We start from the raw sequence: 25,903 nt of genomic DNA, 5'->3' as shown, positions 1-25,903 counted from the left end.
TCCATTCCGGTGGGACGGCGTGTCGGTGTTCAAGTGGGTTGATGCGCGGTGTCAGGAGTTCGGGCCGCGTCCGCGGCCTGTCGCCGCGCCTTGATCTGGTTCACGTAGTCGATGACGAAATCGTAGAAGCAGCGCGCGGCGACGGAGAGCCTGTCCTCGTCCCCGATCAGACCGAGCGAGATCGGGATGGCCGGAAAGAACGGCAGGAAAGCCAGCTGGCTGTTGCGCCGCAGATGCGGCGAATAGGGACTGACGATCGATACGCCCGTTTCCGCCGCGACCAGGTTGCAGACGGCCTCATGCGTACTGGCCTCCAGCATCATGATGCGGTCGACGCCCTCGCGGTCGAACAGGGTGTCGACCTCGAAGCGGAATGGGGTTCCGCGCGGAAAGCTGACGAAGGGCCGGCTCGCCAGGTCCCTGGCATGTATTTCGCTGCGCCCGGCGAACTCATGTGACGCGTGAAAGACGCACAGAGCAGGCCGACGCAGCAGTTCGACCACCGGGATGGAGGCGTTGGCGATGGGCAAGGTCGCGACACCGATATCGGCGCGGCCCGACGACACCCACTCGACGATCCGGTCCTGCGGCTGGCTGTCGAGCTTGATCGCGATGTCGGGATAGGATTTCCGGAACTTGGCTATGATTTCCGGCAGCAGGCCGTTGGCGTAGAGTCCCATGGCTGCGATGGAGATCGTCCCGCTCGACAGGTTCTTGATGGCATGGACCTGATGGTTGAGTTCCTCCAGTCCGATGAACAGCTTCTCGACCTGGGCGAACAGGCGGCGCGCGTCCTCCGTCGGTTCGGCGCCGCCCCGCTGCCTGTTGAAGAGCCGGAACCCGACGGCAGCCTGGAAGTCCATCATCAGGCGACTGACGGCCGGTTGGGAAATGCCGAGCAACTCGGCGGCCTTCGTCATGCTGCCGAGCGTAATCACCGCCCGAAACGCCTCAACCTGCCGGATGTTGAAGTGAGCCAATCCTCGCTCCCCTTGCGCGGAAACAGGGCATTGCGGAACCGTTTTCCGCCGACCTCATGCGTTTGAACATAACATTCTTATCAAAATTATGCAACTTGACGCTGTGAATGTTATGTCATAATTTGCCTTAAAGCTAGACAGGAAATTCGTTTGCCCCACGAATGTGCATATCCTGACCATGGAGGCCTTGGCCGATGAGATCTCGTCGGTCGGCCGCGCACTGGGGCGCCTTCACGGCTCATGAGGCGGAAGGCCGGCTCGTCTCCATCTCTCCTTTTGAGCACGACCCTCACCCCACGGCTCTGAACTCGATCTGGCCCGAGATGCTGACATCTCCCATGCGGGTCGCGCGGCCCGTCGTGCGCAAGGGCTGGCTTGCCGATGACGGTGGCGCGGCCCGCGGAGAGGACGATTATGTCGCCATTCCATGGGACGAAGCGCTGGATATGGCGGCCGAGGAGATCGGCAGGGTCCGGCGGGAACACGGCAATTCCGCCCTGTTCGCCGGCTCCTACGGGTGGTCTAGCGCCGGGCGGATCCATCACGCGCGAACGTTGATCCGCCGCTTCTACAACTCCCTCGGCGGCTTCACCGACCAGGTCACCAATTACAGTTATGGCGCCGCGATGGCGTTTCTTCCGCGCGTCGTCGGTGTGCACAATGCTGTCGGCTCATCGCTTACCGCGTTCAACACGATCCGCGATCATTGCGATGTCATGCTCGCATTGGGAGGCATTCCAGCGAAGAACTGGGAAGTCAATTCCGGCGGCTTCGGCCAGCATCGCTACGAGCCTTTTCTCCATGGTATCGCCCGCAGCACGCGGGTGGTGAACGTCAGCCCCTACAAGGGCGACATCGAAGACCGCTTCCCGGCGGAGTGGCTGCCGATCAGGCCCAACACGGACACCGCGCTGCTGCTCGCCGTCATGCACGTGCTGGTGTCGGACAACGCGCACGATCGCGATTTCCTCGCGAGATACTGCCAAGGTGCGGAAGTGCTGATCGCCTATCTGACCGGCAAGACGGATGGTGTGGCGAAGTCGCCGGCCTGGGCCAGCACGATCACCGGGATCGATATCGACGCGATCGTCGCGCTGGCCCGCAGCCTGGTCGGGAAGCGGGTGCTCGTCACGGCGAACTGGAGCCTGCAGCGCGCCCGTCACGGCGAGCAGCCATATTGGGCCATCATCGCGCTCTCCGCCATGCTGGGGCAGATCGGACTGCCCGGCGGCGGCTTCGCTTTCGGCTACGGCTCGTCCAACGGGATGGGCAACCCGCGCTACGACACGCCGCTCTACGGTCTTCCGACAGGTCAGAACGCCGCCGGCTATTCGATCCCCTGCGCCCGGGTGGCCGACCTCTTGCTGAACCCCGGACGATCCTTCCGTTTCGACGGCAAGGTCGGGATCTATCCGGAGATCAGGCTCATCCACTGGGCCGGCGGCAATCCGTTCCATCATCATCAGGATCTGAACCGGCTGCGCGAGGGCTTCCGCAGGCCCGACACGGTCATCGTCAACGAATGCTACTGGACGGCGACCGCACGCCACGCCGACATCGTCTTTCCTGCGACCACGGCCCTTGAGCGCAACGATATCGGCGGAGCCTCCCGCGATCCCTACATCCTTGCGATGCAGCAGGTCGTGCCGCCGGTCGGCCAGGCGCGCAACGACTACGACATCTTCGCGGAACTCGCCACGCGGCTGGGATGCGCGGACACCTTCACCGAAGGGCGGACGACCGACGAGTGGGTCCGCTTCGCCTGGGATCAGATCAGCGCGAGGCTGGCGCGGCGCGGTCTGGAACCGCCAAGTTTCGAACGCTTCTGGGAGGATGGCTATTTCGAGATGCCCGACCCGAAGGATAATTACGTCATGTTCGCGGATTTTCGCGAGGATCCCGAACAGCATCGCCTGCCGACGCCGTCCGGTCGCATAGAGCTCTACAGCGAGGACGTGGCGACGATGACAGAGGGCCGTATCCCTGGTCATCCGGCATGGCTCGATCCGGAAGAGTGGCTGGGCGCGGACCTCGCGGCCACCTATCCGATTCATCTGCTCACGCCTCAGCCGGCCCGTCGCCTGCACGGCCAGATGGACTGGAGCGCATACAGCCGTGCAGGCAAGGTGCGCGAGCGCGAGGTTCTGCAACTCAACCCGGAAGACGCGGCCGCGCGCGGCATCGCGGAGGGCGACCCGGTGCGCCTCTTCAACGACCGTGGGGCCTGCTTCGCTGTTGCCCGCCTGACCGTCGGCCTCGTGCGGGGCGTGGCGCTTCTGCCCACCGGGGCGACCTACGATCCGGACGGCGCAAGCGACCGCAACAGCAATCCCAATGTGCTCACGCGCGATATCGGCACATCGGAACTCGGGCAGGGGTCGTCCGCGCAATCGTGTCTCGTGGAGATCGAGAAGTTCTCCGGCGAGCTGCCGGAGCTCAGGGTCAATCGCCCGCCCGTCCAGCACGAGCGTGGCGAGGATGAGATTGGCGTGGGCAGAAAGGGACGCGCGGCGTGAGTCTGCAATTCGACCATGTGGTGTTGCTGGTCAACGATCTTGAGAAGGCGGCGCGCGATTTCGCGACGCTGGGCTTCACCATCCTCCAGCGGGCGGACATCAATGCCAGCCATGGTTCGACCATGTTCCGCTTCGTGTCGCTCGCCGACGGTTCCTACATTCTGCTCACGGCCTTCACCGGTCCCGAGGCCATGGCCAGGCATCGTCTCGGCCCGGTGCTGGAAGCAGGCGAAGGCCACGCCGACTGGTCGTTCGCGGTGGCGGATGCCTCGGCACTCGGCGCTGCAATGAGGGCGGCCGGCAAGCCTGTGGGCGGCCCCGTCGTAGTGTCCAACGTCGTCGAAGGCGGGCACAGATGGGGGCTTGATCTCCTGATGCTCGGACGCGGCGCGGGTGGCGACGTCGCCTTGCCTTTTGTGGTGTCCGACAATGAGGGGCGCAACCATCGCGTTCCGGGCCCCTCCATCCATGCCAACGGCGCGAGCGCCATGGCGGGCATCCGCCTCTCCAGCGTCGACGGCGACACTGTCGTGAAGACACTCGCCGCAATCGGCGGAAAAGATGCGGGGATGTCTCCCGCCAACGCCGGCGACCGGCGTGTCGACTTCGGCCCTGTCTGGATCGACGTCGCGCCGGAGAATGTCGCGGGCAGCCGCGCCGGCGGCGGCATTGTCGAGGTCGTGCTGACGTCGACGGATGCGGGCCTGCCCGCCGGTGGCCGCGTGCTCGATCTCGCTCTCGCTCACGGCGCGCCGATCCGGCTCATCAAGGCGTGAAGGACGACACCATGCTGACCTCCGACAAGACTACCAAAGAGATATTCAAGGACCATCAGCGCGCGCCGAAGCTGCCGAACTTCGGCATGGGCAAGCGCGTCGCGCTGCTCAATGTCGACCTGCAGCGCCGCTACACCGACACCGCGACCTTTGCCTCCGCCTATGAGGCGGACCCGGAACAGCTACCGCTGGTCAACGAACTGTCGCGCACGGTTCGTCGCCTTGGCATGCCGGTGATCTGGACCTTCGTCGCCTATCTGCCGGGCGGAGCGGACTGCGGCTGGTGGGGCGTGCGCAGTCAGTCGCCGATGGCGTTGCAGAATGTCGGCCATGACTCGCCGCAGGCGGAAATCGATGCGCGGCTCGATGTCGATCGCGTGCACGACCTGATGCTGCACAAGCGCATGGGGTCGGCCTTCTTCGAAACCCATTTGCCGTCCTATCTCACATTCAACCGCATCGACACGGTGATCGTGACCGGCGGCGCGACCTCGGGCTGCGTGCGCGCGACGGTGGTCGACGCCATGTCGCACGGCTACCGCGTCATCGTGCCGGAAGAGTGCGTGGCCGATCGCGAGGACTGGGCTCACTACGCCTCGCTCTACGACATCGCGGTAAAATACGGCGACGTCGTGCCGGCCCGCAAACTGCTCGCCGACTTGGCTCAACTCGCTTCGGCGGAGACTTCCGATGCAGCCTGAACCCTTCAGCTACGACTACGCGCCCTATCTCGGACGGCCGAAGATCGTCTGGCCGGATGGCAAGCGCCTGGCGTTCTGGGTGGCGCCCAACATCGAGTTCTACGAATACGCGCCGCCGAAGAGCGCCGCCCGCACGGTCTGGTATCGTCCGGAGCCCGACATTCTGAACTATTCCATGCGCGACTACGGCAACCGCGTCGGCTTCGACCGCATGGCTGACGTGATGGCCAGATACGGCGTGCGCGGTTCGGTCTCCCTCAACGTGGCGCTCTGCGACCACTTCCCCGAGATCATCGAACGCTGCTGCGAGCTGGACTGGGAGCTCTTCAGCCACGGCATCTACAACACGCGCTATCTCTACGGCATGACGGAGGACGAGCAGCGCCAGGTGATCCGCGACAGCCGCGACACGATCAGGCGCATTTCTGGCCAAAGCCTCGACGGCTGGCTCTCGCCGGCCATCTCCAACGAGGAAACGACGCAGGACCTGCTCGCCGAGGAGGGCCTCGTCTACACGCTCGACCTCTTCCACGACGATCAGCCCATGCCGGTGAAGACCAGGTCGGGCAAGCGTTTCGTCAGCGTTCCCTACATGATGGACGTCAACGACGTCCCGGTGCTGAACTTCCGCAACATCTCCCCGCAGGACTACCTGCAGCTGATCAAGGATCATTTCGACCAGCTCTACGAGGAAGGGGCGGAGAGCGGCACCGTCATGTGCCTGCCGCTGCATCCCTACCTCATCGGCCAGCCGCATCGTCTCTGGCTGCTGGACGAGGCGCTGAAATATGTCACGTCGCATGACGGCGTGTGGCTGGCGACCGGCCGCGAGATCGCGAAGTGGTATCGCGACAATCACTATGACGATGCCAACGCCTTTATCGCCGGTGTGAAGGGGAATGCGGCATGAGCATCGTCGAGGGCTATTTCGACTATCCGCACCGCGGCCCTGGCATGGACCAGGACCGATATCCGTTCCGCCGGCTGGCGACGAGCGCGCCTGTCGTCTGGCCCGGCGGAACGAAGCTGCTGGTGTGGGTCACGCTGCACCTGGAGCACTTTCCCATGGACATGCCGGTCAAGCCGTTCATCCCGGCCGGCGGCATGAACCGGCCCGGCATCAGCGTCTGGGATTATACCCAGCGCGACTATGGCAACCGCGTCGGCTTCTATCGCCTAATGAAGCTGTTCGACCGCCACGGCATCCGCCCGACCATCGCAATGAACTCCCAGGTTGCGGTTCGATATCCCTATCTGCTCGACCGGATCTTGGAGCGCGGCTGGGAGATCGCGGCCAGCGGCGTCGACATGGGCCATCTCCACTACGGCGGACTGGACGAGGGGGCCGAGCGCGAGCAGGTGCAGCGATCCTTCGCCGACCTGCGCCGGCTTTCCGGGCAGGCCGTGACCGGCTGGCACTCGCCCTCTCACTCACAATCGCAGAACACACCCGATCTGGTCGCAGAAGCCGGTGGCCTCTACATCGCCGATTGGATCAACGACGACATGCCCTACGCCTTCGCCGCCCGCGCGGGCGCGCTGACGCAGATGCCGCTGTCCTACGACCTGTCGGATCGGAAGATTCTCTATCAGCAGTCGCTGCCTTCCGCCGTCTATGCGCACCAGATCGACATGGCGCGCCAGTGCCTGCGCGCCGAGGCAGATGAGCGAGGCGGCCGTATCCTGTCGCTGTCGCTCAGCCCGTGGGTCGCCGGTTTGCCGGCTCAGATACGCACCATCGACGCCGTGCTCGGACGCATCATGGCCACGCCCGACACGCGCTCGGCAAGCGGCGAAGAAATCCGCTCGGCCTGGATGGCAGGCCGGGGAAGCTAGAGAGCCGTAACGCAGCGGCGGTCCGGGGAACCGCCATGCAGGAACGAGAGCGTCGTATGAGCCAGTTGGTATCTGTCGGAAGGCCGGAGGGCGAGGAACGCGGTGGTAGCGCCGGCGCCGAAAGGCTGACCGCCAGCGAGGCGGCCCGACTGATCCGCGACCGTCGGCTGACGGCAGGCGAACTGGCGCGGGCATGCATTGACCGCACGCTGCTGCGCGACGAGCAGATCCACGCCTGGACGGTGTTCGAAACCGAGATGGTTTTGGCGCAGGCCTCGGAACGCGATGCGGAGCCGCTGCGCGGTCCGCTTCACGGCGTTCCGGTCGGGATCAAGGACATCCTGTTCACGCGCGACCTGCCGACTACCTACAACTCGCCGCATTTCCAGTCGCACCATCCGAACATGGACGCGGCGGTCGTTTCGCTCTTGCGCGCCGCCGGCGCAGTCGTCTTCGGCAAGAACGACACGGTGGAGTTCGCCGTCAACGGCAGACGTGCGCGCACCCGCAACCCCCATGATCTGCGGCGCACGCCCGGCGGGTCGTCCAGCGGTTCCGCCGCTGCGGTTGCGGATTTCCAGGTGCCGCTTTCGATCGGCACGCAGACCGGCGGCTCGGTCATCCGCCCGGCATCCTATTGCGGGGTATGGGGCATGAAGCCGACCTGGAACGCCGTGTCCGCCGAGGGGATGAAGGTCTGTGCCCCCAGCATCGACACGCTCGGCTGGTACGGCCGCTCGGCGCAGGACATCGCCCTGTTGTGCGACGTGTTCCGCATTGTCGACGATGAACCCGTCGCGCTGCCGTCGATCGATGGAGCGCGCATCGCGATTTGCCGCTCCCCGGTCTGGCACCTCGCCGAACAGCCGACGCGCGACGCCCTCGACCTGTGCGCCGATCTGTTCCATTCCCATGGCGCGGAGGTGACGTTCCTGGATCTGCCGGAGAGCTTCGACGGGCTGACAGCCGCCCACAAAGTCGTCATGCAGAGCGAGATGCGGAGCACGTTCCTGCCGGAATTCCTGGCTTTCGGACACGCACTCTATCCGGAACTGGTCGCGACCATGCGAAACGACTCGGGTTTCAGCCGGGCCGATCTGCGCGCCGCCTACGATCTCGCGGCTACGTGCCGCGCGCGTTTTGACGAACTCGCGGCCAGCTATACGGCGGTCCTGACGCCGAGTGTGGCGGGAATAGCGCCGATCGGGCTGGAGGATACCGGAGCTGCCACGTTCAACCGGATCTGGACGCTGCTGCATACGCCTTGCGTGAACGTGCCCGGTCTGAGCGGCCCGGACGGGATGCCGATCGGCGTCACCATGACCGGTCCACGTTTCTGCGACCGTCGCGTGCTCGAAGCGGCACGGCTGTTCGGCGACCTTCTCGATCTGCGAACACGGGAGGGGCAGCCATGACGACGTTAGGTCGCTTTCTCCGCTTCAAAAGTTGTCTGACTATTTTTCAGAGAAATGTTGGGCATGCTTTTGCCATTCGCGCGCTGAACTTGGCTGATTGTCGGGATTTTTCGAGCTTCCAGCCATCTTTTCCCTTGACGAGAAGCGCAGCCAATGGAACAACTTTGTCAGACAAAAGAGGCCAAATGGCCCAGGGGAACACTCGACTGGAGTTTCTCGGCCTGGCCGGGAACTCGGAGCATCTTCGCCCGTATGCGCAGGTCAGCTCGCGCGGCTTTCACTCGCTCATCCGCGGCACCTCCCTCACGGTCGACGCCCGTCTAGATCTTGCGCCACCCATAAGGAGCCACAGCCGTGAAACTCTCTGATCTCACCTTCAACCGTCGCGCATTCCTCGCGGGTCTTGCCGCAAGCGCAGCTTTTCCCGCCGCTATCGCCGTATCCGGCAAATCGTTCGCTCAATCCGCGACGCCGAAGCCGGGCGGCACCGTGACCACTGTCGCCTGGCCCGGCCCGACCTATCTCAATGCCGCGATCACGACGTCCGGACCGGAGTCGTTCCTGTCGCCGAAGTTCTTCGACGGGCTCTGCGGCTACGACTACGGCATGAAGCCGAAGCCGGCGCTGGCGCTCAGTTGGGAGACGTCGGAGGACGGCTTGCGCACGACCTTCAAGCTGCGCCCGGACGTCAAGTGGCATGACGGCAAGCCGTTCACCTCCAAGGACGTCGCCTTCACCTTCATGGAGGTGATCAAGGTCCATCACGGTCGCGGGCGCTCGCTGTTCGCGAACCTGGAGACCGTCGAGACACCGGACGACCTGACCGCGGTCTTCGTCATGTCTCGTCCGGCGCCGGCCATGATGAAGGCGCTCGATGGCCGCGAGTCGCCGATCCTGCCGGCCCATCTCTATCAGGGCACCAATATCCTCGAGAATCCGGCCAACACGAAGCCGGTCGGCACCGGTGCTTTCAAGCTCACCAGCTATGAGCGTGGGGCCAATGTCGTCATGGAGCGCAATCCTGATTACTGGGACACCGGGAAGCCCTATCTCGACCAACTGATCATCCAGCATCCCGGATCCGGCGACACGCACCGCTATGCTGGAGTCGGGCCAGTGCGACATCGTCTATCTGAACTTCCTGCCGGCACTCGACATTCTGCGCCTGGCCAAGGAGCCAGGCTTCGAGATGGACCAGAAAGGCTATGAGACGTCCGCCTCGTCACAGCAGATGGATTTCAACCTGGATCGCGAGCATTTCAAGGACAAGCGCGTGCGCCAGGCGATCGCCCATGCCATCGATCTCAACTGGACAACCGAAAACATCTGGCACGGATTCGGCAAGCCGGGCGCCAGCCCGCTGCATCACGAGCAGAAGGAGTTCTACACGACCGACGGCGTGCCGAGCTACCCATACGATCTGAAGAAGGCAGAAGCCCTGCTCGACGAGGCCGGCTATCCGCGCGACGCCAGCGGCGTGCGTTTCGAGGTCTTCATCGATCCGACGCCTTATGGTGAGGAGTCGCTCCCGACCGCGGAATACATCCGCGAGCAGCTTCGCCAGATCGGCATTACCGCCAAGATCCGCACCGAGGACTATGCAGTCTTCATCAAGCGCTGCTGGACCGATCGCGATTTCGACATGTGCGTCTACACCGCCGCCATGGGCGCCGACCCGACGATTGGCGTCCAGCGCTTCTACTGGTCGAAGAACATCAAGCCCGGCGTCGCCTTCTCCAACGGTTCAGGCTACTCGAATCCCGAGGTCGATGCGCTGCTCGAAGCCAGCCAGGTCGAGCTGGACCCGGTCAAGCGCAAGGAGCAGTTCAAGAAGTTCCAGCAGTTGGCGATGGCCGATCTGCCGACCTTGCCGATCTGCGAGACGACCCGCGCCACGATCGCCAATACCAAGGTCAAGGACTATACTGTCGACGCGCTCGGCGGCGCTCTCGGCAACATGGCCAGCTGTTGGGTAGAGGCATGACCAATCCGGCTTCGGCCACTGCAGCGCCGGCGCGAAGGCCCGGCGGACTGGCCCGTTTCATGACCGGTCCGCTCCTCCGCTACGTGCTGCGGCGACTGAGCCAGGCAATCCTGGTGATGCTGCTGGTGGTGATCGGCAGCTTCATCCTCGTCAAGTCGGCTCCCGGCGACCTGGTCGACGTGCTCGCGGGCAATTCCGACATGACGGCCGAGACCATGGCGCTGCTCAGGCAGCAATACGGTCTCGACCAGCCGGCCTATGTCCAGCTCTTCCACTACATCGCGAAACTCGCGAGACTTGATCTGGGCTATTCGCCGCTGAACGCCGCACCGGTCCTCGACGTCATCCTGGGGAGGTTGCCGGTCACCGCCATTCTCGTCGTGGCCTCCGTCACGATCTCAATGTCTGTCGGCACGGTGCTCGGCGTCATCGCCGCGCGTAACGCAGGCAAGCCGGTGGATCTCGGCCTCTCGATGCTGATGCTGGTATTTTACGCCACGCCGTCCTTCGTCATCGCCATTGCCTTCATCCTGTTCTTCTCAGTCTTCTGGAATCTGCTGCCAATCGCCGGCTTCGCGACGGTGGGGACCAGAGCAACCGGGCTGGCCTACGCCTGGGACGTGATCCGGCATCTTGCGATGCCGGTCGGCGCCCTGTGCACCTTCTACATCGCGATCTACGGCCGCATCGGCCGCGCCGCCATGCTGGAAGTTCTCAAGCTCGACTATGTACGAACCGCCCGGGCGAAGGGCATTTCCGAACGCCGAGTCATCTATGTTCACGCGCTGCGGAACGCCATGCTCCCGCTCGTTACGATGGCCGGGCTGCAGGTCAGCTCGCTGGTCGGCGGCGCCGTGCTCATCGAGACGATCTTCGGCCTGCCGGGCATGGGCCGGACTGCCTTCGACGCGGTGTTCGAGCGCGACATAAACCTCCTGCTCGGCGTGCTGTTCATCTCCTCGCTCAGCGTCGTCGTGGTGAATTTCGTGATCGACATGATATACATGCTGCTCGATCCGCGGGTGGAACTGGCATGACCCTCGATCGGAAATCGTTCCTCTATCGATTTGTGCACCACCCGAGCGGTGTCGTCGGCATCCTCATCATCCTGTCGGCCGTGCTGATGGCGGCCGTCGCGGGCTGGATCTATCCGGACGGCCCATGGCCCATCATCGGCTCGCCGCGCCTGTGGCCGGGCGCGGATCCGGCCCATCCGCTGGGCACGGATTCGCTTGGTCGCGACCTCACGGCCGCGCTGCTGCACGGCTCACGTGTCTCGCTCGCGGTCGGTGCTGCCGCGGCACTGGTCTCGATCGTGATCGGCACGCTTTTCGGCGGGATCAGCGGCTACTACGGCGGATGGATCGACGACGTGCTGATGCGCATCACCGACGCGATGCAGACCATCCCTTCCTTCCTGGCCGCCATCGCCATCGTCGGCGTCGTCGGAGCCTCGCTGCCCACCATCATTTTCGCCATCGCGATCGTCTCGTGGCCGATGATCGCGCGGCTCGTGCGCGCGGAATTCCTGCGCCTGCGCACCTATGACTTCGTGCAGTCGTGCCGCATCATCGGCATGTCCGACATGCGCATCATCTTTGCGCAGATCCTGCCGAACTGCCTGGCGCCGATCATCGTCGCTTCGTCCGTCCTGGTGGCGACCGCGATCATCGTGGAAGCAAGCCTGTCCTTCCTCGGTCTGGGAGACCCCAACATGATGAGCTGGGGAACCATACTCGGCAACGGCCGGGCGGCGCTGCGCAGCGCCTGGTCACATCACCGCCGTGCCCGCCGCAGCACTCGTGCTGACTGTGCTCGCACTGAATCTCGTTGGCGACGCATTGAATGACATCTTCAATCCGCGCCTGAAGGAACGTTGATGGCCAAGTCGAACGAGCCCTTGCTCGCCGTACAGGACCTGTCGATCCGCTACGGCGCCGACGTTCCGCTGGTGGAACAGCTCAACTTCACTGTCGAGCGCGGCGAGACCGTCGGCCTGGTCGGCGAGTCCGGCTGCGGCAAGTCACTCACGGCGCTGGCCGTGATGGGTCTCTTGCCGCAAAACCTGAAATCCGGCGGCGGCATCCGGCTGGGCGACACCGAGCTGACCAAGCTCGATGCGCGCAGTCTGCGCAAGATACGCGGCAGCCAGATGGCGATGATCTTTCAGGAACCGCTCACCGCGCTGAATCCGGTCATGACGATTGGTGCGCAGGTCGTCGAAGTCTTGCGCGCCCACAACAAAATGAGCAGCGCCGACGCCGAAAGGCGGGCGATAGAACTGCTGGAACTGGTCCGCATTCCCGATGCGGCGGCCCGCTTCAACGACTATCCGCACCGTCTGTCGGGCGGCATGCGCCAGCGCGTGGTCATAGCGATAGCGATCGCCTGCAATCCCGCCTTGCTGATCGCCGACGAGCCCACGACCGCGCTCGACGTGACCGTTCAGGCGCAGATCCTGCGCCTCCTCAAGCGGCTCCAGCAGGACGCGGACCTGGGCCTGCTGTTGATCACCCATGACTTGGGGGTCGTACGCCAGGTCGCCGACCGGATCGTGGTGATGTATGCCGGTTCGGTGGTCGAGGAAGGTCCGGTCGACGCGGTTCTCGACAATCCGCGTCATCCTTACACGGCCGGTCTTCTGGCGGCGCGCCCGCATGGAAGCCACAATGCCGGGGCCGAGCGCCTCGCGGACATACGCGGAACGGTGCCGGCGCCGGAAGCCCGTCCCGGCGGCTGCCAGTTCGAACCGCGCTGCGCCTATGCCCAAGCCGACTGCAGAGCGGCACGGCCGCCGCTCTCTTTGCTTGCCGGCGGGCGCGCGCTGCGTTGCTATCATCCCGTCGGAGGGGCTCACTGATGGCGGTCGTGCTGCAAACCGATGATCTCGCAGTGCATCACAAAACGCCGCGTGGTCCGCTGCGGGCGGTTGACGGCATTTCGCTTGAGGTCACCGCGGGCGAGACGCTCGGCCTGGTCGGCGAATCCGGTTGCGGAAAGTCGACGCTCGCCCGGTGCGTCGTCGGCATCAGCAAGCCGACCTCCGGTTCCATCACCCTTGGCGGGCGCCAGATTCTGGATGGCCGCCGCCAGCGCTTCGAACGCGCGCGCCTGGTGCAGATGGTGTTCCAGGACCCGAGCGGCGCGCTCAATCCACGGCTCACTGTGGGCCGCCTGATCGAGGAGCCGCTGAAGGTCCATGGAATGGGCAACAGAGCCGAGCGCAAGGCAAGGGTGGCCGAACTCGCTGCCCAGGTCGGGCTGTCGGACTATCACCTGACGCGGCATCCGCACGAGCTCTCGGGCGGACAGCGCCAGCGCGTCTCGATTGCGCGCGCCCTCGCCCTCGAACCGGGCCTTCTCGTGTGCGACGAAGCCGTTTCGGCCCTGGACGTCTCCGTGCAGGCGCAGGTGCTGAACCTGTTCGTCGACCTGCAGAAGCGGCTCAACGTTGCCTATCTCTTCATTTCTCACGATCTTTCGGTCGTGCGATACATCTCTCATCGCATCGCCGTGATGTATCTCGGGCGCATCGTCGAGGTCGGACCTGCGGAGGAGGTCTGGAACCGCCGCAACCATCCCTACACGCGCGCCCTGATCGCCGCGATCCCCGACGAGAAGGTGAGGCGCGACGATGTCGCGCTGCTCGAGGGCGACGTGCCGAGCCCCGTGAACCCGCCTTCGGGCTGCACCTTTCGCACGCGCTGTCCCCACGCCCGGGCGCGCTGCGGCGAGGAAGTGCCGCTGTTGCGCGACCGCGGGAACCGGTTGCAGGTCGCGTGCCATTTTGCCGAGGAGATCGAAGCGGCCTATGCCGTCGATGCGTCTTCAACAGGCGCCTTTCATGCGGAGGCCATGCCGGCGCCCGCACGCCCGGCGGCTCTCCAACGCCAATGATCCGTTCGGCGCTCACCGGCGAAGATATCGTCCGCATGATCGATGCCTGGCACGGGATCATGCCGCCCAACCCCGCGGCTCATCTTTTCGCACGCGACCTGCCGCGCGTGATCGCAGCATTCGAAGCTCCGCCCGTCGCCGGTTTCGCCGATGAGCCGGCGGACTTCCTGCGCGCCCTCGAAGCCTTCGGCGACGTGTCGGCGCCGTGACGGCGTCCACCGGCACGACCTGCAGTGCCGGCCGCAGGACTATGGCCGCACGGTTTGCGAGCGCGTCTCGATCGGCGGCTTTGTCACCGGCACGGATTACATCCAGGCGCAGCGCGTGCGCGGCCGCCTGATCGCCGAGCTCGATCGGGCCATGAGCGGTTTCGATGCGATCATGTGCGCCACCGCCGCCGGCGCGCCACCGCCCCTTGAGAAGGTGGACGACGGACCGTGTCGGAAGTCTCATCCGATCACGGCGCCGTTCAGTATCACCGGGCACTCGGCGTGCCGTCTTGTGCGGGTTCTCGGCCGAGGGCATGCCACTGTCCGTCCAGTTCATAGGCCATGCATATGAACTGGCCCGCAAATGGTCGCAAATGAGGCCAATAGGGATTTAGGACACATACATGTCAGACATATATGCAGAGAAATTGTCCTCCCACCATCAAATACATTATATAATTCTTCATTAAGTCGCCTCCGCTTGACATTTCTGTCAGACAGAAACATTTTCTGTCTGACAGAATGGAGGGGGAAAAGCGTGACGATCAGCGCGGGATCGGTGGCAAAACCGAACGATCCATTCACGCTCGACATAGCTTCGGTCGCCCGGCATCTGGCGAGCCGAGCTCTGGAACTCGACATGTCCGCCGGTGCACCGCGGCTTTCCGGCGGACTCTCCAACCTCAATTATCTCGTGACGGTCAACGGCCGTCCCGCCGCATCTGCGCCGCCCCCCCGGCGGGGGAACTGCCACCGGGCGCGCACGACATGGTGCGCGAGCACCGCATCCTCTCGCGGCTCTCCAAGGCCTTCGCGCCTGCCCCCGACAGTTTCTTCCTGTGCACCGATCTGTCCGTCATCAAAGTGCCGTTCCAACTGATGGAGTATCGACAGGGTCTGGTCGTCGGCGGAGATCGCCTCCCGGCCATGCTGGACATGCCGCAACGCACGAAAGCGCTGTCGCAGGAACTGGTGTCGACGCTCGTCGCACTCCACGCGGTCGATGCGTCCGCGATAGGGCTCAGCGATTTCGGCAGGCCGCAAGGGTTCTTCGAGCGCAACGTAGCCGGCTGGTTGAAGCGTGGTGCGGTCCTCGAGCTCGACGGCGAGGTCGCGCGGCGCGTGGCGGAGGTCGGCGGCTGGCTGAGCGCGAATTCACCGACGCCGCTTCATGCAACCCTGCTGCATTCGGACTTCAAGCTGGACAACTGCATGCTCGATGCGGACTTCCGCATCAGCACCGTGCTCGACTGGGACATGGGCACGCGCGGGGATCCGCTGATGGACCTGGCGACACTCACCAGCTACTGGGCCGAGCCGGGCGACCCGGACTGCATGCGGGAACTGGCGCAAATGCCGACGGCGCGGCCAGGCTTCCTGACGCGCGCCGAGGTCGTGCAGGCCTACGCGTCGCAGTCCCGCCGCGACGTCTCCGATTTCGGACCCTGGCGCGTACTGGCATTGCTCAAGCTCGGCATCGTCTTCATACAGCTTCACCGCAACTGGCTTCGCGGCGCGGCGGGCGATGCCCGCTATTCCGGCTTTGCCGCGCTCGGCGCGGACATCGTCGACTTCGCCGCGGCCTCGACCCTGCGCCCGATTTGAAAGAGGCAAGAAATGGACTTCGCCATACCCACCGACCTGCAGGATCTCTCGGCCCGCATCGGCGGCTTCGTGCGTGACGAGATCATCCCGCTGGAAAAAGACCCGCGTTGGGGCAGCCATGGCCCGAGCGAGGACTTCCGCCTCGAACTGGTCTCCCGCGCCCGCGCGAAGGGTTTGCTTGCATCGCACGTGCCGGTCGAGTTCGGTGGACTGGGCCTCGGCCACTTCGGCCGCGCGATCGCCTTCGAGGCGGCAGGCTATTCCATGCTCGGGCCGGTCGCGCTGCACTGCGCCGCACCGGACGAAGGCAACATGCACCTCATGGCGGAGGTGGCCGACCAGCGTCAGAAGGAGCGCTGGCTGCGTCCGCTGGCCAGCGGCGAGAGCCGCTCCTGTTTCGCCATGACGGAGCCGATGGGCGCGGGCTCCGACCCCTCGCTGCTGCAGACCGTCGCGGAACCGGTGGCCGGCGGCTACCGCATCAGCGGCCGCAAATGGCTGATTACCGGTGCCGAGGACGCGCGCTTCGTCATCATCATGGCCAGGCTCTCCAGCGGCGAGAGGGCGGGCGCGGCGACCATGTTCCTGGCCGACATGGATCAGCCGGAGATTGTGCTGGAGCGCCAGCTCGACAGCATGGATTCCTCCTTCACCGGCGGCCACTGGGTGATGCGCTTCGACAATCTGTTCGTGCCGGAGGAAGACGTCCTTGGCGCGGTGGGCGAAGGGTTTCGCTACGCGCAGGTGCGTCTCGCGCCCGCGCGCCTTACGCATTGCATGCGTTGGCTGGGCTCCGCCGTGCGCGCGCAGGACATCGCCCGCGACTATGCGACGCGCCGCACAGCCTTTGGTAAGACGCTCGCCGAACATGAGGGAATCGGTTTCATGCTGGCCGACAACGACATGGACATCCACACCGCACGGCTCGCCATCTGGCACGCTGCCTGGGTGCTCGACCAGGGCCACAAGGGTAATATGGAGAGCTCGCGCGCCAAGGTGATCTGCTCCGAAGCTGTCTGGCGCGTGGCCGACCGCTGCGTGCAAATCCTCGGCGGTCTGGGGCTGACGCGCGACACCGTGGTGGAGCGCATCTTCCGGGATGTCCGCGCCTTCCGAGTTTATGACGGGCCGTCGGAGGTGCACCGCTGGTCGCTGGCGCGGCGCATCGCCGGCGGGAGGGGCTGAGATGGCCATGCCGACCATGTTCGATCTCGGCGGCCGCGTCTGCGTCGTCACCGGCGGAGGGCGCGGCATCGGCAAGTCGATCGCCGAGGCGCTGGCCGCGCATGGCGGCAAGGTGGTCATGACCGGTCGCTCCGAGGGCACCCTGAAACAGGCCGTGGAGGATATCCGCGCCACCGGCGGAAGCGCCGACTGGCTGACCGCCGACATGCAGGACGAGGCGGCCGTGATACACCTTGCCGCGACCGTGGAAGAGCGGTTCGGTCCCGCGCATGTTCTGGTCAACAATGCCGGCGTGAACGCCATCTACAAGGGCGCCGAAAAGACCACGCTCGACGAGTGGAACACGATCATCGGCACCAATTTGACGGGCGTGTTTCTCGCCTGTCGCGAATTCGGCCGCCAGATGCTTGCCGCGGGGCGGGGCTCCATCGTCAATATTACTTCTATCGGGGGCCGTACCCGGTCTGGGCAAGACGGCCGCCTATTGCGCGTCCAAGGGCGGCGTCGAGCTGCTGTCGAAGTCGATGGCGATCGACTGGGCGCAAAAGGGCGTTCGCGTCAACTGCGTCGCTCCGGCCTATGTCGAGACCGACCTGACCTCAGGCCTGGTCGAGCATCCCGTGCTCGGCGCCAAGATCACCGGACGCACGCCGATGGGCCGTTTCGGCAGGACCGACGAGATCGCCGGCGCGGTGGTGTTCCTGGTCTCCGACGCCTCGTCCTATCTCACCGGCGAGTCCATCGCCGTCGACGGCGGGTGGACCAGCGCATGAGCGCGGAACCGCGACGCGGCGCGCTGGAAGGCGTCACCGTTCTCGACCTGACGCGGCTGCTGCCGGGCGCCTTCTGTTCTCAGCTCATGGCCGACATGGGCGCGGAGGTGATCAAGGTCGAGGACCCGCGCGGTGGCGACTACAACCGCAGCTGGGAGCCCAAGGCGAGGACGGAGTCGGGCTCCTTCCTGCTGCTCAACCGCAACAAGAAGAGCGTGACCCTCAATCTCAAAAGTCCAGAGGGGCACGCCGCCTTCGCATGGCTGGCCGGGTCCGCCGACATCCTGCTCGAGGGCTTTCGGCCGGGCGTCATGGACCGCCTGGGCCTCGGCTACGAGGCACTCAAGGCCGAAAATCCGGGTCTCATCTACTGTTCGCTTTCCGGCTACGGACAGACCGGGCCGCTGCGGCTGGCACCCGGGCACGACATCAACTATCTCGGCACGGCCGGCGCGCTGCAGCTCTTCGGCAAGGCCGGCGAAGGACCGATGGTCCCGGGCCTGTCCGTCGCCGATGTCGGCGGCGGTTCGCTGATGGCCTCGACAGGCATACTGGCGGCGCTCTATTCTCGTTCCGTCGATGGCAAGGGCCAGTATATCGACATTTCCATGACCGATGGCGCGGTGGCCTGGCTGGCGCTGCACGGCGCGGACCATTTGTTCGGCGGCATCGAGCCGCGTGGCGGCGAGCGTGCCTGGATCGGCCAGGCTGCCTGCTACAACATCTACCGCTGCGCCGACGGGCGCTATGTCGCGCTCGGAGCGCTTGAGCCGCACTTCTGGCAGCGGTTCTGCGATCTCGTCGACCTGGGACAGGATCTGCGGACACATTATCCGGAGGGCGAGGAGGCAGCGCGACAGAAGACGGCGTTGGCCGAACTGTTCCTGACCAGGACCCGCGACGAATGGGCTGCGGTCGGCGAGAGCGCCGATATCCCGCTGACGGCCGTCAATGATATGGGGGAGGCGTTCCGTCATCCTCAGCTGGCGCATCGCAAGATGCTCCTGTCGGTCGACCATCCCGTCGAAGGACGGGTGCCCCAGCTCGGTTTCCCGATCAAGCTGCAGGGAACGCCCTGCGAGATCCGCACGCCGCCGCCACGGCTCGGCGAGCACAACGAGGAGGTGCTCGGGCGGGCCGGCTACGCGCCCGAGGCGATCGTGGCGATGAAGGCGAGCGGCGCCATCTAGGCGCAGACGAGGGAGGAGGAAGATGGCCCGATTGCACGAGCCTTATGATAAGTTCTACGGCGGTTTCCGATGGCAGGTCCCGGCCGAGTTCAATTTTGGCGTCGACGTCGTCGACCGGATCGCGCGTGAGGCCGACGGTCCGGCGCTCATCGCGGTCGACGTGAATGGCGGTGAGCGCCGTTACGCCTATTCCGACATCGCCAGGCTGAGCGACGGTCTCGCCGCCGCGCTGCGCAGGAAGGGCGTTAAGAAGGGCGACTTCGTCCTCGTCATGCTGCCGCGTATCCCCGAATGGCAGATCTCGATCGTCGCGCTGCTGAAGCTCGGCGCCATTCCGATCCCCTGCATCGAGATGCTGACGGCCAAGGATGTCGACTACCGGGTTCGCAATTCCGGCGCGCGCGCGGCGATCTGCCGTGCCGACCACGCGGCGAAGTTCGACGGCCTCTTCGATGTTCTGGACGTCAGGATCAGCGTCGGCACGGCCAGTGGCTGGGATGACTTCGCCGAGACGGTGGCGCAGGCCCCGGACGGCTTCGCGGCGGCCGTCGTGGCGGCCGAGGATCCGGCGATCATGTATTATACGTCGGGATCCACCGGCAATCCGAAGGGTGTCCTGCATGCTTCGCGCGCGCTCTATTCGTGGTGGGTGTCGGCGGCCTATTGGCTCGACCTGCAACCCGGCGACGTGATCTGGTGCACGGCGGACACCGGCTGGAGCAAGGCCGGAACCAGCATACTCTTCGGCCCATGGGCGCGCGGCGCTTGCTCGCTGTTCTATGACGGGCCGTTCGAGCCGGGGGAGCGGCTCAGGCTGCTCGAGCGATATAACGTGAATGTCTACTGCGCGCCGGCGACCGAACTGTTGCGGGTTGCCGAGCAGCATGTGGCCTCCTTCGATCTCTCGGCGCTGCGCCAGACTGTTTCGGCCGGCGAGGCGGTCAGTCCGGTCATCGCGGAGCGCTGGCTTGCCGCCACCGGAATGCCGATCTCGGAGGCCTATGGCCAGACAGAAAGCCTGATGATCGTCCTGAACTATCCGGGCGAAACAGTGAAGCCGGGCTCGATGGGACGTCCCGCACCCGGCAGCCGGGTGGAAGTCATCGACAAGATGGGCAATATAATGCCGGATCGCGAAGAAGGCGATATAGCGTTACTCACGCCTCATCCGCAACTCATGCTCGGATACTGGCGCGAGCCGGATCGCACCGAAAGGTGCTTCGTCGACGGGCCTGAAGGCCGGTGGTACGTCACCGGGGACCGCGGCGCGCGCGATGCCAACGGCTATATCTGGTATCGCGGCCGCCTCGACGACATCATCAACTCCGCTGGCTATCGGATCGGCCCGACCGAGGTGGAAAATGCACTGCTCGACCACCCCGATGTCGCGGAATGCGCGGCTATCGGCAAGCCGGATGCGCTGCGTGGCGAGATCGTCAAAGCCTTCGTTGTGCTGCGTGCCGGCCGCGAGGGCGAAGCGGAATTGGTGAAGAACCTGCAGGAGCATTGCAAGCGGCTGACCGCTCCTTACAAATATCCGCGGGAGATTGCCTTCGTGGAATCGCTGCCGAAGACGCTGACGGGAAAGATCAGGCGCAGCGAGCTTCGGGACAGGGAAAGCATGGCCGGGCAGACGACTTGAGAGGCGGAATGGATCAGATCAGTTCGCGAGCACGCGACCGAGGAGCACCGGCCTTCAGGGTCATCGCCCAGGAGCTGGAACAGCAGGTTCTGTCCGGCGACCTCGTGGTGGGCAGCGTGCTGCCGGGCGAACTCTCGCTGGCCAAGCGCTTCAATGTGAGTCGCTCCACCATCCGCGAGGCGATCCGCCTGCTGGAACAGCTGGGCCTCATTCGTCGCGAGGAGGGACGCAACAAGCTCACCGTCACCTCGCCGAGCCACAAGGAGATCGGCGAGCGCATGCGCACCGCCTTCCTGCTGCAGGAGACGACGTTCGAGCAGCTCTGGGAGGTGATGAGCGCGATCGAGCCGGTGTGCGCGACCGTTGCCGCCGCGAAAGCGACGGAGCACGACCTCGAGATGATCGCCGACAATCTGGCCCGCACCGAAGCCGCGCTTGGCGATCCTGAACGGCTGGTTGAACTCGACATCGAATTCCATAATCTCGTGGCGGCGGCGACCGGCAACAGCGCGCTGCGGCTCAGCCGTGACACGGTGGGCGAACTCTTCTACCCCGCCTTCAACCTCGTTATCACGCGCCTCAACGCCGGCGCGCGCCTGCTGCTCGCGCATCGCAAGATCTTCGAGGCTCTGCGGGCCCGAAACGCCGCCGAGGCGCGGTCGTGGATGGAAAGGCACATCGGTGACTTCCAGCGCGGCTGCGATCTGGCCAATCTGGATTTCAATGCGCCGATCAGTGGTCCAATGGCCGAAATTCAGTAGATTAAAGCATGTCAGCGAGAGACGGGATGTGGCGGCCGGTGCTGACCGAACATTGTCCAAGATTCCGGCGCTTTCGATGTCGACGCCGGCGACCCCAAACGCGGCCAGACGCCAATCGTCGTGGAATCGAGCACGGGGATGCCGATCCTGCTTTCCATGCCGCCGCCAGTGTGATGCCCGGCAAACTGGCATCCAGCCGGCCGTTCGCGGCCAGCGACAAACGCTGCCAGTGCGTGTTTCTGCCTAACATAGATAAGGGCCGTTCGACCGCTTCCAGGACGCGCGATGTCGATCACAACGACAGATCTGGGGGGCAAAACTGCCATCTTACGCGAAGTGCAGACGTCGCTTTCAGGGCAATAATCCTGCCGGTGCGCGTCGGCCGGGTGCAACATAGGGACCGGCGGAGGGGTATCGCACCCTTATCAATGATATGCGCAGGCCGAAGAATTCGCGGCTGGTCACAGATTATCACCCGGACTGAAGACAGCCGGAAACAGCATCGGCAGCCATTCCGAAAGAGCCGGAAGGAGTTGCCGACGCCCGCCCGGACGCCTCCATCGGCAACTCCCTACCCCGGCCGGGCAGGACCGCGGTCTAGGCATTAATGACAGAGCATGAGGCGTGCCAGCAGGAGCTGTTTCAGTTTGGCACGACATCGTCAGCGGTGGCCATCGACCTCGAGGCCCTGCGGACCTCACCACACATCAGGTGCAGTCGCCGCCCCATCTCGCGGAGGCGGAAGAAGCAGACCTTGCGACATCTGCCGAAGATCGACTTGTCATGACGATTGCCCGTCACGGTGATGACTTTCCGCGGTGACGGGTCTGGGATCAATCCACCATCATTGAAGCTCGCCAGGCAATGCGGTCGGTCTCACTATCGACGACCCATGGCCGCCTCACGCCGCCGAGGTTCTCAGCGACCGCAAGGCCGGCCTGGATCGCATCCTCGTGGAAGCCCGATCCGAAATAGGAGCCGCAGTACCAGGTGTTGCGCGCACCCTGCAGCGACCAGAGCCGGTCCTGCGCTGCGAGGGTCTTCGCGTTGAACAGCGGGTGCTCGTAGACACCGCGCCAAAGCTTACCTTGTCCGGCGCAGGCTCGCTGAGTGGACTCAACGTCACGAAGAGAGGGGTCGCGTCGGGGATGCCCTGAAGCCTGTTCATCCAGTAGGTCACGCAGGGCTTACGCCGCGCGGCCCCTTCTGTGCCCGAGCGGGCGAGATAATTCCAGCTCGACCAAACACCACGGCGGAGGGGCATCAGCGACGGGTCGCAATGCAACACCGTCTCGTTGCGCCCGTAGAGAAAGGCCCCCAGCAGCGCACTTTCGTCCGGCGAAGGGTCGGCAAGCATCTTAAGCGCCTGGTCGGCATGCGCGCCGATCACGACATGATCGAACCATTCAGGCTCTGCTCCCTGCGTGGAGATCTCGACCGCGCCATTGACCCTGCGTATCGCGCTCACCGGCGCGCCGGTGCGGATGCGGTGGCGAAAAGGAGCGGCGAGCTTTTCGACATAAGCACCGCTGCCGCCCTCAACCGTGCGCCAGACCGGCCGCCGGAAGAATTTCAGCAGGCCGTGGTTTTCGCAGAACCGAATGAAAGAAACCGCAGGATAGTTGCCGATTTCGACCGCTGGTGTCGACCAGATCGCCGCTGCCATCGGATACAGATGATCCTCGCGGAAAGCCGCGCCGAAGCCGGCGGCGTCGAGATAGTTGTCAAGGCTGGCCGACGGGTTGATGCCGCGCACGTCGGCGGGAGCATCGCGGTAAAAACGCAGCAGATCGCGAAGCATGGACCAAAAGCGCGGGCTTGCGAGATTGCGCCTTTGGGCAAACAGGCCCGCGAGGCTTGAACCGGAGTATTCGAGCTCTCCCTCGTCTATCGACACGGCGAATGACATGTTCGAGGCCTTCGTGGGCACGTCGAGATAGGAAAACAGCGCGGAAAGGTTGGGATAGGTCGAATCGTTGTACACGATGAAGCCGGTATCGACGCGCCCCGAGGCTGTGTCGATGGAATGGCAATGCCCGCCGACGCGCGTTTCTGCCTCGAAGACGGTGATCTCGTGCCGCCCGTCGAGAAGCAAGGCCGCGGAAAGCCCGGCTATGCCTGTCCCGACCACGGCGATCTTCAACGGACGATCGGAAACGGGGAAATGGCGCATCGCAATCCTTGGCCCGTCTCGGGGGCGACTGTCGATCTGGGTCTTAAGTTCCGCTACGTTCTACGCGGCGCTAACGGCGATGGATCACCTGGCGATCTCGGCAAAGGAAGGAATCGTTGCCCGCGTTGTGATCCGCCTTCCGGCAGATGGCGTAGAAGGGTCGATGCATGAGGCTACGAACCATTTCTTTGCAGATAAAGGCTGGACGGTCCCGGCAGGCAGACGGTTGGCAGTGGTGAGCAGAGACATCCCGCCACCGCCTGCGGCGGAGGACCTTTCCAGGCTCCTGCAGATGGTTGCGGCGCGCCGCGACCGGGAGGCATTCGCCGCCTTGTTCCGGCACTTCGGCCCGCGGCTTAAGACCTTTTTCATGCGCGGCAGCATGTCGTCGGGCCTTGCGGAGGACCTGGTTCAGGAGACAATGCTGTCGGTCTGGCGTAAGGCCTCTTATTACGACCCCGCGCGGGCGGGTGCGTCGACATGGGTGTTCACCATCGCCCGCAACCTGCGGATCGACCATCTGCGCCGCCAGCGCAACCCGGCCGATCTGCCGCCCGACCCTGAAGACATGCCGCCCTCGATGGAGGAAGCGCTTCTGGGAGCGGAACGCGAGTGGCGCGTGCGCAAGGCGCTTTCCGGCCTGTCGGCCGAGCAGCAGACCATCATACGCCTCTCCTACTACAGCGAGAAATCGCAAAGCGAGATTGCCGGCGAACTCGGAGTCCCTCTCGGCACGGTGAAATCGAGGATCCGGCTGGCGATGAACCGCCTGCGCGCCCTTCTGGAAGACGAGACATGACCATTTCTCATCACGCCACGGACGAGACGTTGCTGCGCTACGCCGCCGGCACTCTGGCCACCGGGCCGAGGATCGTCGTTGAAGCACATTTGGCCGGCTGCCCCGCCTGTCGCGCTCGCGTGGTCGAATTCGAGGCGCTGGGCGGCACGGTTCTGGAAGAAACCCAACCGACCCCACTGTCGGCCAGCATGCTTGCCGACACGCTTGCCCGCATCGACGCGGAGGAGGCCGTGGCTGAGCCGGGACCCGCGCGCAAGGCGGCGGAAATCGATCGCATACCCCTGCCGGATGCGCTTCGCGGCTGCGAAATCGGCCGCTGGCGCTGGATCGGTCCCGGCATGCACATGAGCCGGGTCGGTGTGCCGCACGATCCCGACGCGAACCTTATCCTCCTGAAGGTGGGGCCGGGCCGCGCCCTGCCCGACCACGGTCATGTCGGCGCAGAGTTCACCTATATCGTCTCCGGTTCCTACACCGACAGACTTGGCCAGTTCAGGCAGGGCGACCTCGCCGAGGTGGACGAGGACGTCGAGCACCAGCCCATCGTCGATCCTGGTGGCGAATGCATCTGCCTCGCTGCGATGGAAGGGCGAATGCGCTTCAACAGTTTCATCGGCCGGCTGCTTCAGCCGATCTTCGGGATATGACCGTGACGCCGGCGACGCTGTTCCTCTGCGTGGCCGGCCTCTTGTCGCTGGCCATGGGTTTGGCCTGGCTTGCCGTGGCGCGCGGAGGGAAATCCGGCTGGGTGGATGCGACCTGGTCGTTTGGTGTCGGCGCGGCCGGCGTGGCCGTGGCGCTGGCTTCGGTCGAAGGCTGGGAGGGTGATCCGTGGCGTCGCGCTCTCGTCGCCGCCGTTGCCGGCGTCTGGTCGCTGCGGCTTGGTCTCCACATCGCAGCGCGCACGCTCCGCGGCGGCGAGGACCCGCGCTATGCTGCGCTTCAGGAAGAGTGGGGCGAAAGCTGGCGACCCCGGCTATTCGCCTTCCTGCAGATACAAGCCGCCGCAGCGTTTCTGCTCGCTGCGACCGTCTTCCTCGCTGCGCGCAACCCGGTGCCGGGCCTTCAATGGACCGATCTGGCAGGAATGGCGCTGCTCGTCGTGGCCGTGGCAGGCGAGGGAGTTGCCGACGCCCAGCTTGCACGATTCCGTCGCGACCCCGCCAGTAACGGCAAAGTCTGCGACATCGGCTTATGGGGCCTGTCGCGGCATCCGAATTATTTCTTCCAGTGGCTTGGCTGGATGGGCTACGCGGTCGTCGCCATCGGCCCTGCCGGCGCATGGCTGCCGGGCTGGGCGGCGCTTGCAGGTCCCGCCTTCATGTACTGGCTGCTCACGCGAGCATCCGGCATTCCCCCGCTCGAAGCGCACATGATCCGTTCGCGCGGACAATCCTATGAAGACTACCGCAGGCGAGTAAACGCTTTCTGGCCAGGCCTGAAGAGCTGAGGAGATACGCA

22 protein-coding genes and 2 pseudogenes are annotated in these 25,903 nt (G+C 64.8%); 22 read left to right on the top strand and 2 right to left on the bottom strand.

Features of this window, described 5'->3' with window-relative positions; all coding sequences use genetic code 11:
- Window positions 1-29: 29 nt before the first annotated feature.
- Window positions 30-980 (bottom strand): LysR substrate-binding domain-containing protein, encoded by a 951-nt coding sequence (locus LRS09_RS06570; protein WP_257804998.1) that lies wholly within the window; start codon window positions 978-980, stop codon window positions 30-32.
- A 194-nt stretch (window positions 981-1,174) separates the two neighbouring features.
- On the opposite strand from LRS09_RS06570, the gene LRS09_RS06565 reads away from it, so the two are divergent.
- The 19 genes and pseudogenes from LRS09_RS06565 to LRS09_RS06480 all read left to right on the top strand — a co-directional run bounded on the left by LRS09_RS06565 (window position 1,175) and on the right by LRS09_RS06480 (window position 21,470).
- Complete coding sequence (locus LRS09_RS06565) at window positions 1,175-3,496, top strand: molybdopterin-dependent oxidoreductase (protein WP_257804997.1); 2,322 nt, start codon at window positions 1,175-1,177, stop codon at window positions 3,494-3,496.
- The gene (locus LRS09_RS06560; protein WP_257804996.1) at window positions 3,493-4,272 is read left to right on the top strand and encodes a VOC family protein; all 780 of its coding nucleotides are present in this window, start codon (window positions 3,493-3,495) and stop codon (window positions 4,270-4,272) included. Before LRS09_RS06565 ends, LRS09_RS06560 begins: the two co-directional genes overlap by 4 nt.
- An 11-nt stretch (window positions 4,273-4,283) precedes the next feature.
- A complete protein-coding gene (locus tag LRS09_RS06555; RefSeq protein ID WP_257804995.1) occupies window positions 4,284-4,973 on the top strand; it encodes an isochorismatase family protein in 690 nt (229 codons plus the stop codon).
- Complete coding sequence (locus tag LRS09_RS06550; RefSeq protein WP_257804994.1) at window positions 4,963-5,883, top strand: polysaccharide deacetylase family protein; 921 nt, start codon at window positions 4,963-4,965, stop codon at window positions 5,881-5,883. Before LRS09_RS06555 ends, LRS09_RS06550 begins: the two co-directional genes overlap by 11 nt.
- On the top strand, window positions 5,880-6,809 hold the full coding sequence (locus LRS09_RS06545) for a polysaccharide deacetylase family protein (RefSeq protein ID WP_257804993.1): 930 nt from the start codon (window positions 5,880-5,882) through the stop codon (window positions 6,807-6,809). The genes LRS09_RS06550 and LRS09_RS06545 overlap by 4 nt, the downstream gene beginning before the upstream one ends.
- Before the next feature lie 56 nt (window positions 6,810-6,865).
- Window positions 6,866-8,224, top strand: a complete 1,359-nt coding sequence (locus LRS09_RS06540) for an amidase (protein ID WP_257804992.1) — start codon at window positions 6,866-6,868, stop codon at window positions 8,222-8,224.
- A 354-nt stretch (window positions 8,225-8,578) separates the two neighbouring features.
- Window positions 8,579-9,433, top strand: a complete 855-nt coding sequence (locus LRS09_RS30210; protein ID WP_374684815.1) for an ABC transporter substrate-binding protein — start codon at window positions 8,579-8,581, stop codon at window positions 9,431-9,433.
- Window positions 9,324-10,208 carry an ABC transporter substrate-binding protein gene (locus LRS09_RS30205; protein ID WP_374684814.1) on the top strand — a complete coding sequence of 295 codons (885 nt, stop codon included), beginning with the start codon at window positions 9,324-9,326 and terminating at the stop codon, window positions 10,206-10,208. Before LRS09_RS30210 ends, LRS09_RS30205 begins: the two co-directional genes overlap by 110 nt.
- Before the next feature lie 59 nt (window positions 10,209-10,267).
- Entirely contained in the window at window positions 10,268-11,245 is a 978-nt protein-coding gene (locus LRS09_RS06530; RefSeq protein WP_257804991.1) for an ABC transporter permease, read from the top strand.
- On the top strand, window positions 11,242-12,057 hold the full coding sequence (locus tag LRS09_RS06525) for an ABC transporter permease (RefSeq protein WP_257804990.1): 816 nt from the start codon (window positions 11,242-11,244) through the stop codon (window positions 12,055-12,057). Before LRS09_RS06530 ends, LRS09_RS06525 begins: the two co-directional genes overlap by 4 nt.
- A gap of 30 nt (window positions 12,058-12,087) precedes the next feature.
- Complete coding sequence (locus LRS09_RS06520) at window positions 12,088-13,068, top strand: ABC transporter ATP-binding protein (RefSeq protein WP_257804989.1); 981 nt, start codon at window positions 12,088-12,090, stop codon at window positions 13,066-13,068.
- Complete coding sequence (locus tag LRS09_RS06515) at window positions 13,068-14,105, top strand: ABC transporter ATP-binding protein (protein ID WP_257804988.1); 1,038 nt, start codon at window positions 13,068-13,070, stop codon at window positions 14,103-14,105. The genes LRS09_RS06520 and LRS09_RS06515 overlap by 1 nt, the downstream gene beginning before the upstream one ends.
- Window positions 14,106-14,140: 35 nt before the next feature.
- Window positions 14,141-14,314 (top strand): hypothetical protein, encoded by a 174-nt coding sequence (locus tag LRS09_RS06510; RefSeq protein ID WP_257804987.1) that lies wholly within the window; start codon window positions 14,141-14,143, stop codon window positions 14,312-14,314.
- Between the two features lie 522 nt (window positions 14,315-14,836).
- A complete protein-coding gene (locus LRS09_RS06505; RefSeq protein WP_374684813.1) occupies window positions 14,837-15,919 on the top strand; it encodes a phosphotransferase family protein in 1,083 nt (360 codons plus the stop codon).
- A gap of 12 nt (window positions 15,920-15,931) precedes the next feature.
- Window positions 15,932-17,104, top strand: a complete 1,173-nt coding sequence (locus LRS09_RS06500; protein WP_257804985.1) for an acyl-CoA dehydrogenase family protein — start codon at window positions 15,932-15,934, stop codon at window positions 17,102-17,104.
- Window positions 17,019-17,877: pseudogene (locus LRS09_RS30200) on the top strand (SDR family NAD(P)-dependent oxidoreductase). The gene LRS09_RS06500 and the pseudogene LRS09_RS30200 overlap by 86 nt, the downstream one beginning before the upstream one ends.
- Window positions 17,874-19,067, top strand: coding sequence for a CaiB/BaiF CoA-transferase family protein (locus LRS09_RS06490; protein WP_257804984.1), 1,194 nt, complete (start codon window positions 17,874-17,876; stop codon window positions 19,065-19,067). Before LRS09_RS30200 ends, LRS09_RS06490 begins: the two are co-directional and overlap by 4 nt.
- Before the next feature lie 22 nt (window positions 19,068-19,089).
- Window positions 19,090-20,709: an acyl-CoA synthetase gene (locus LRS09_RS06485; protein ID WP_257804983.1), complete on the top strand. Its 1,620-nt coding sequence runs from the start codon at window positions 19,090-19,092 to the stop codon at window positions 20,707-20,709.
- An 8-nt stretch (window positions 20,710-20,717) separates the two neighbouring features.
- Window positions 20,718-21,470, top strand: a complete 753-nt coding sequence (locus tag LRS09_RS06480) for a FadR/GntR family transcriptional regulator (RefSeq protein ID WP_257804982.1) — start codon at window positions 20,718-20,720, stop codon at window positions 21,468-21,470.
- A gap of 833 nt (window positions 21,471-22,303) precedes the next feature.
- Here LRS09_RS06480 and LRS09_RS06475 read toward each other — a convergent pair.
- Window positions 22,304-23,643, bottom strand: a pseudogene (locus tag LRS09_RS06475) (NAD(P)/FAD-dependent oxidoreductase).
- A gap of 235 nt (window positions 23,644-23,878) precedes the next feature.
- On the opposite strand from LRS09_RS06475, the gene LRS09_RS06470 reads away from it, so the two are divergent.
- The 3 genes from LRS09_RS06470 to LRS09_RS06460 are packed head-to-tail and all read left to right on the top strand — an operon-like array spanning window position 23,879 to window position 25,892.
- The gene (locus LRS09_RS06470; protein ID WP_257804981.1) at window positions 23,879-24,442 is read left to right on the top strand and encodes a sigma-70 family RNA polymerase sigma factor; all 564 of its coding nucleotides are present in this window, start codon (window positions 23,879-23,881) and stop codon (window positions 24,440-24,442) included.
- Window positions 24,439-25,089 carry a ChrR family anti-sigma-E factor gene (locus LRS09_RS06465; RefSeq protein ID WP_257804980.1) on the top strand — a complete coding sequence of 217 codons (651 nt, stop codon included), beginning with the start codon at window positions 24,439-24,441 and terminating at the stop codon, window positions 25,087-25,089. The genes LRS09_RS06470 and LRS09_RS06465 overlap by 4 nt, the downstream gene beginning before the upstream one ends.
- On the top strand, window positions 25,086-25,892 hold the full coding sequence (locus LRS09_RS06460) for a DUF1295 domain-containing protein (RefSeq protein ID WP_257804979.1): 807 nt from the start codon (window positions 25,086-25,088) through the stop codon (window positions 25,890-25,892). The genes LRS09_RS06465 and LRS09_RS06460 overlap by 4 nt, the downstream gene beginning before the upstream one ends.
- The last annotated feature ends 11 nt before the right edge of the window (window positions 25,893-25,903 follow it).

Origin of the sequence: Mesorhizobium sp. J428, assembly GCF_024699925.1 — a bacterium.
Classification (GTDB): domain Bacteria; phylum Pseudomonadota; class Alphaproteobacteria; order Rhizobiales; family Rhizobiaceae; genus Mesorhizobium_A.
This window is presented reverse-complemented; position numbering and strand designations above follow the sequence as displayed.

Coding starts and splice junctions, on each gene's coding strand:
- LRS09_RS06565 (WP_257804997.1), top strand. CDS start 1,175: ATGAGATCTCGTCGGTCGGCCGCGCACTGGGGCGCCTTCACGGCTCAT.
- LRS09_RS06555 (WP_257804995.1), top strand. CDS start 4,284: ATGCTGACCTCCGACAAGACTACCAAAGAGATATTCAAGGACCATCAG.
- LRS09_RS06550 (WP_257804994.1), top strand. CDS start 4,963: ATGCAGCCTGAACCCTTCAGCTACGACTACGCGCCCTATCTCGGACGG.
- LRS09_RS06545 (WP_257804993.1), top strand. CDS start 5,880: ATGAGCATCGTCGAGGGCTATTTCGACTATCCGCACCGCGGCCCTGGC.
- LRS09_RS06540 (WP_257804992.1), top strand. CDS start 6,866: ATGAGCCAGTTGGTATCTGTCGGAAGGCCGGAGGGCGAGGAACGCGGT.
- LRS09_RS30205 (WP_374684814.1), top strand. CDS start 9,324: ATGCTGGAGTCGGGCCAGTGCGACATCGTCTATCTGAACTTCCTGCCG.
- LRS09_RS06530 (WP_257804991.1), top strand. CDS start 10,268: ATGACCGGTCCGCTCCTCCGCTACGTGCTGCGGCGACTGAGCCAGGCA.
- LRS09_RS06525 (WP_257804990.1), top strand. CDS start 11,242: ATGACCCTCGATCGGAAATCGTTCCTCTATCGATTTGTGCACCACCCG.
- LRS09_RS06520 (WP_257804989.1), top strand. CDS start 12,088: ATGGCCAAGTCGAACGAGCCCTTGCTCGCCGTACAGGACCTGTCGATC.
- LRS09_RS06515 (WP_257804988.1), top strand. CDS start 13,068: ATGGCGGTCGTGCTGCAAACCGATGATCTCGCAGTGCATCACAAAACG.
- LRS09_RS06510 (WP_257804987.1), top strand. CDS start 14,141: ATGATCGATGCCTGGCACGGGATCATGCCGCCCAACCCCGCGGCTCAT.
- LRS09_RS06505 (WP_374684813.1), top strand. CDS start 14,837: ATGGAGGGGGAAAAGCGTGACGATCAGCGCGGGATCGGTGGCAAAACC.
- LRS09_RS06500 (WP_257804985.1), top strand. CDS start 15,932: ATGGACTTCGCCATACCCACCGACCTGCAGGATCTCTCGGCCCGCATC.
- LRS09_RS06490 (WP_257804984.1), top strand. CDS start 17,874: ATGAGCGCGGAACCGCGACGCGGCGCGCTGGAAGGCGTCACCGTTCTC.
- LRS09_RS06485 (WP_257804983.1), top strand. CDS start 19,090: ATGGCCCGATTGCACGAGCCTTATGATAAGTTCTACGGCGGTTTCCGA.
- LRS09_RS06480 (WP_257804982.1), top strand. CDS start 20,718: ATGGATCAGATCAGTTCGCGAGCACGCGACCGAGGAGCACCGGCCTTC.
- LRS09_RS06465 (WP_257804980.1), top strand. CDS start 24,439: ATGACCATTTCTCATCACGCCACGGACGAGACGTTGCTGCGCTACGCC.
- LRS09_RS06460 (WP_257804979.1), top strand. CDS start 25,086: ATGACCGTGACGCCGGCGACGCTGTTCCTCTGCGTGGCCGGCCTCTTG.